Origin of the sequence: Ramlibacter sp., from assembly GCF_013697775.1 — a bacterium.
GTDB lineage: Bacteria > Pseudomonadota > Gammaproteobacteria > Burkholderiales > Burkholderiaceae_C > Ramlibacter.
Map to the genome: position 1 here is coordinate 1 of NZ_JACCWG010000141.1, position 5,810 is coordinate 5,810.

General features: G+C 67.6%; 5 protein-coding genes. All 5 read left to right on the top strand.

The window, feature by feature from the left end:
• A partial coding sequence (locus tag H0U68_RS07015) for a CHC2 zinc finger domain-containing protein (RefSeq protein ID WP_296354002.1) occupies positions 1 to 2,781 on the top strand: 2,781 nt, incomplete at its 5' end.
• A gap of 246 nt (positions 2,782 to 3,027) precedes the next feature.
• Positions 3,028 to 4,167, top strand: a complete 1,140-nt coding sequence (gene xerC / locus H0U68_RS07020) for a site-specific tyrosine recombinase XerC (protein WP_296354004.1) — start codon at positions 3,028 to 3,030, stop codon at positions 4,165 to 4,167.
• A gap of 37 nt (positions 4,168 to 4,204) precedes the next feature.
• Positions 4,205 to 4,495, top strand: coding sequence for a hypothetical protein (locus tag H0U68_RS07025; protein WP_296354005.1), 291 nt, complete (start codon positions 4,205 to 4,207; stop codon positions 4,493 to 4,495).
• The gene (locus H0U68_RS07030; RefSeq protein WP_296354008.1) at positions 4,492 to 4,680 is read left to right on the top strand and encodes a hypothetical protein; all 189 of its coding nucleotides are present in this window, start codon (positions 4,492 to 4,494) and stop codon (positions 4,678 to 4,680) included. Before H0U68_RS07025 ends, H0U68_RS07030 begins: the two co-directional genes overlap by 4 nt.
• A gap of 762 nt (positions 4,681 to 5,442) precedes the next feature.
• A partial coding sequence (locus H0U68_RS07035; RefSeq protein WP_296354009.1) for a hypothetical protein occupies positions 5,443 to 5,810 on the top strand: 368 nt, incomplete at its 3' end.

Consider the following 5,810-nt stretch of genomic DNA (forward strand, 5'->3'; position numbering starts at 1 on the left):
CGCATCAAGAACGAAGTGAGCGTGCAGCGCCTGGTGGAGGCGGCGGGCATCGAGTTGAAGCGAGTGGGCCGCGACCTGGTGGCCCTGTGCCCGTTCCACGCGGAGAAATCGCCCAGCTTCAAAATCAGCCCGGCTAAAAACCTTTGGCACTGCCTGGGCTGCAATGCTGGCGGCGGGCCGATCGACTGGGTGATGAAAGCCAAGGGCGTGAGCTTCCGTCACGCCGTCGAACTCTTGAAGGCCGATCCCGCCTTGGCCGCGTCCACCGGCGCTGTTCCCGTCAAGCGCACGACCACGCGGGCGCTCGCCGCGCCGGTCGCCTTCGACGCCGAGGACGACGCGGTGGTTGGGCACACGGTGGACTACTACCACGGCAAACTCAAGGACCATCCACCGGGCCAGGCGTACCTCCAGCAGCGCGGCCTCACGCACGCGGCCCTGATCGACACCTTCAAGCTCGGCGTGGCCGACCGCACGCTGGGCCTGCGGCTGCCGCACAGCAGGCGCGTGGACGGCGCGGCGATCCGCGCGCGCTTGAACAAGCTCGGGCTGTACCGCGACTCGGGCCACGAGCACTTCAATGGCTGCCTGGTCGTGCCCGTGCTCGATGAGCGCGGCCGTGTGGTGGAAATCTACGGCCGCCAGATCAACGAAGACAAGCGGCGCGAGCAGGCCAAGCACCTGTACCTGCCGCAGCCGCAGGAGGGCCAGCGGCCGCGCGGGGTGTTCAACATCGCCGGCATCATCGAGGCGGGAAAGCGCCCGGCAGGCGAGCGCACGGTGATCCAGTGCGAGGCCATCATCGACGCGCTCACGGTGTGGTGCTGCGGCTTCACCAACGTCAGCAGCAGTTACGGCACGCACGGCTTCACCGACGAAATGCTCGCTGCGCTCAAAGCCAACCACATCGAGCGCGTGCTCATCGCCTATGACCGCGATGCGCCGGGCGATGCCGGCGCGGATGAACTCGCTGCGCTCTTGATCGCCGAAGGCTTCGAGGTGCTGCGCGTGCTGTTCCCCAAGGGCATGGACGCCAACGAATTCGCCCTCAAGATGAGCCCGCCCGAGAAGGCGATGGCGCTGGCGATCCGGCAGGCGCAGTGGGTGGGCGGCGCGCGCGCGCCCGTGCCACAGGCGCACGCTGTGAGCGAGCCCGCGCCCAAGGAAGCGCCTGCGACTAAGAAAGAAAACCTTCCTGTCTTAGCTGCCGACAGCGGCGCCGATGCGCCCACGCCGGGCGCGCCGGGCCAGCTGCCTGACGAACTCCAGATCGAGCCGGGCGTGTGCTGCTGGCGCGTGCGCGGCTGGAAAAAGAATCTCACCCCCGAGGCGATGCGCGTGAACGTGCAGGTGCGGTGTGAGACGAGCGGCGGCTACTTCGTGGACACGCTGGACGTGTACGCGGCACGCGCGCGCGTGGCCTTCGTCAAGCAAGCGGGCATTGAGCTGGGCGTGGGCGACGAGGTGGTCAAGCGCGAGCTGGGCGCGGTGCTGATGAAGCTAGAGGGCATGCAGGACGAGCTCATGGCGCAGGCGCGGCGCCCGAGCACGCCCACTGCGCCGATCCTCTCGGCCGAGGAGGAGGCGCAGGCTCTGGCGCTCTTGCACGCGCCTGACCTGATGCAGCGCGTGGTCGGCGACATGCAGACGATGGGCATGGTGGGCGAGGAGATGAACCTCAAGGCCGCGTTTCTGGCCGTGGTCAGCAGGAAGCTCGATGCGCCCTTGGCCGTGCTGATCCAGTCCACCAGCGCCGCGGGCAAGAGCGCGCTCATGGACGCCGTGCTGGGCCTGGTGCCGCCCGAGGAACGCATCCGCTACTCGGCGATGACCGGCCAGTCGCTGTACTACCTGGGAGAAAACAACCTCTCGCACAAGATCCTGGCCATCGCCGAGGAAGAAGGCGTGCGCCAGGCGGCGTATGCCTTGAAGCTCTTGCAGTCGGACGGCGAACTCACGATCGCCAGCACGGCCAAGGACGAAGCCACGGGCAACCTGCAAACGCGCCAGTACACCGTCAAAGGTCCGGTGATGCTGATGCTCACCACCACGGCGATCGACGTCGACGAAGAGCTGTTGAATCGCTGCCTGGTGCTGTCCGTGAACGAGTCGCGCGAGCAGACGGCCGCGATCCACGCGCGCCAGCGAGAAAAGCGCACGCTCGAAGGCTTGCTGCAAAGCGCCGGCCGCGAAGCCCTCACGCGGGCACACCACAACGCGCAGCGCCTGCTCGCGGCCGTGCACGTGGTCAACCCCTACGCGCGGCGCCTCACGTTCCTGGCCAGCAAGACCCGCACGCGCCGGGACCATGTGAAGTACCTGGCCCTCATCGAGGCGATCACCCTGCTGCATCAGCACCAGCGTGAGGTCAAGAGCGTGGAGCACGCCGGCCAGGTGCTGCGCTACATCGAGGTCACCAAGGCCGACATTGCGCTGGCCAACCAGGTCGCGCACGAGGTGCTGGGCCGCACGCTGGACGAGCTGCCGCCGCAGACGCGCAAGCTGCTGGTGCTCATGCGCGCATGGGTGCGTGCGCAGTGCGAGAGCCAGCGCCTGCTGCAAACGCAGCTGCGCTTCACGCGGCGCGAGCTGCGCGAGGCCGTGTGCTGGGGAGACACGCAGCTCAAAGTGCACCTGGCGCGCCTGGTGGAGCTGGAGTACGTGGCGATGCACCGCCGCGGCTTCGCGTGCGACTACGAGCTGGTGTACGACGCAGAGGGCGACGACAGCGCGCACGTGAACGGCCTGATCGACGTTGACAAGCTCGATGGCGATGAATAACTACCAGTACGACGGCCAGTCGGTCGGGGTCAAACCGCCTTCGGTCGGGGGTCGGTCGGCCCTTGGTCGGCCCCTGGTCGGGGGGTGGTCGGGGTGGGTGAATCGGCTTGCAAGCCGCGCTGTCATTGGCTTTGCGACCGATTGCAGCGCACATGAGCGCAAAACGCATATAGAGGGACGGCGGGCATTGCCTCTTAGCCGCGTCGTACTTGCATCGTCCAAGCCGCACCAAGGGGAGTAGCCACCATGGGACACCGCCCCCGCATGGCCGCGTACCGGCGCGCCGGCAAGCCCTACCAGCGCTTTGACAACCACAGCGCGAGCGCTGGCGCGCCGGGCGACCTGCGCGGGCTGTTCGCGGCCATGCACCGCTACCTGGAGCACCGCGCCGTGCTGGGCTCCACCGAGGTCAGCCTGGAGCACATGCAGCGGAACATGCGCCACTTCATCGACTGGGCCGACGAGCGCGGCGTCACGCACCCGCAGCAGGTCACGCGTGCGGTGCTGCAGCGCTACCAGCGCTGGCTGCACTACCGGCGCAAGGCCAACGGCCAGCCGCTGTCCATCGTGACGCAGCGCACGCTGGTGGGGACGCTGCGCAGCTGGTTCCGCTGGCTCACGCGCGAAGGCGAACTGAACGCCAACCCGGCGGCCGACCTGGACATGCCGCGCAAGGTGCGGCACGTGCCGCGCGCGGTGCTCTCGGCTGGCGAGGCCGAGCAGGTGCTGGCGATGCCCGACCTGGGCACGCTCTTGGGCCTGCGCGACCGGGCGATCATGGAGGTGCTGTACGCCACCGGCATCCGCCGCCAGGAGGTGACTACCCTCATCTGCGAGGACCTGGACTACGAGCGCGGTTTGCTGCTGGTGCGCCAGGGCAAGGGCCGCAAGGACCGCATGATCCCGATCAGCGAGCGGGCGCTGGCCTGGGTGCAGCGCTACGTGAGCGAGGCGCGCGGCCAGCTCGTATGGAATCAGGACGTGCACCAGCTGTTCCTCAGCGTCGAGGGCAACGCCTTGAGCAAGGAGATGCTGTCCTCGCTGATGGCGGCCTACGTGCGCAACTCGGGCGTGCCCAAGAAAGGCGGCTGCCACCTGTGGCGCCACACCATGGCCACGCTGATGCTGGAGGCCGGCGCCGACATCCGCTTCATCCAGGTGATGCTCGGGCACGCGGACCTCTCGACCACGCAGATCTACACGCACGTGGCGCTGACCCAGCTCAAGCGCGTGTACGAGCGCACGCATCCGGCCGCGCACAGGCGCGCCAGGGGCGAGCGCGCCGGCTTGGAGGCACCCGAGGGTGCACCCGAGAGCGAAACGAGCCCTGAGGAGCTTCTGCAGGCCTTGCAGGCCGAAGCCGAAGACGATCAGGAGAGCGCATGACACCGCACGACCCCCCCACCCACCGAAAGGAAACACCATGACCTTAAGCGCACCCACCCCGCAGGCTGCCAAGAAGCGCCCTGCACCCGACAGACGCTGTGCTGTATCGCTGCGCCTGCCGCCCGAGTTCAAGGCGCTGTGCGATCGCGACGGCATGAGGATGGCGCAGTTGATTCAGAGCTTTGCCGCCGACCTGTGCGCAATCAAGCCGCTGACCAAGATCACCAAGTACGTCAGTCGCGGCGAAGCGGCGCAAGCCGCGGCGCGCGCGTACTACGAGGCGGCGGGGTTCGGGCGCAAGCCGGGCGACGGGAAGGAGCGGCCATGAGCGACCTGAACTTCCAAGTCGAGCTGAGCGACGAGCAGGCCTGGGCGTTGGCCCAATTCCTGAAGCGCGCGGGCTGGAGCGAGTGGCGCTCGCTGGCGGTGGACGACGAGGAGGCCCGGCGGATGCGCGAGGCTTGCGAGCAGGTGCGCCAGGAGCTGACGTACCAAGGCTACGCGCCGAGGTGAGCAGGCGTTGCAGGCGGATGCGCTGCGCGCCCCGCTGAACGCATGGCGTGCGAGGCGTGACTGGCGACTTCGACCGCTCCCGTCACGCGGCTTGCTCCGTGTTGGCGATCGAGGCGCAGCAGCACGCGGGCAAGCCGCGCGCCGTCGCTACACCCGGGCGTTCGGGCGAGCGTTGCTCCGGACACGGACCTGTTGGCCACTGCTCGAAGTCAAAGCCAGGCGCTTCGCGCAGCACTGTGATGCAGGGTGCAGCGGGCATCGAGCCCGCTGCACCCTGGCAGGCGCCGCGGGGTGAATGGCGCGAAGCGCCATTCAACATAACGGGCGATTGCCATCAAGTGCCGCAGTCGCGCGCAAAGCGCGCTTGGTGCCGGCACCGCTGCGCTGCGCTTCGCGCCCTTCGGGTTGAATGGCAATCCCCGTTATGTCTTGCGCCCCGCGCCGCCTGCGCGCGCGGCCAGCAAGCTCACGCGGTGTAGTGCTCGCCGCGCGCTGGACATCCTTGGTCAGTGCGGTATCGGCTGCGCCGAAACCGCAGGCAACGTAGCCAGGCGCCTGCGGCGCAGCACCACGAACACAAGGCCCGCCCACCCCGGGCTGCGTCTGCTGCGCCCGCGCTTCAGCCCTGCGGGCTTCCCGCCGCGGCCACAGCAGCCAAGCCCTCCCCAAACAGCCGGGGACCGAACAGCCTGCACGGCGCTGGCGCGCCGTGCCCAACAGCCGGCAGCTAAAGGAAAAATGTCCTCTTGCCCGCGCCCGTGCGTGCGGCAGAATGTGCCTCTAGGAAAAATTCCCTCACTGCTCACAGGTGCCGTCTTCGTCTTAGCTGCTCAACCCGTTGATTCGCCTCAGGAAAACTCGTTCACCTACGGCGACTTCGTGTCGGGGGCAACAATCTTCGCCTATGTTCACGGTGATCCCTTAAATTTCACCGATCCCGAGGGTTTGTTCGAATGGGGTGATCCGTTGCCAGATGAGCTTGTGAATATCTGCGCGGGCTTTGGCGACGGTGTGTCACTTGGTGCGACATCTCTCGTACGTTCACTCATGGGTACAAATGATCAGGTTGACATGTCGTCGCCTGAGTACCTGGGCGGTGTTGTTGCCGGTGCGGTCGTTACCGGCAAAGG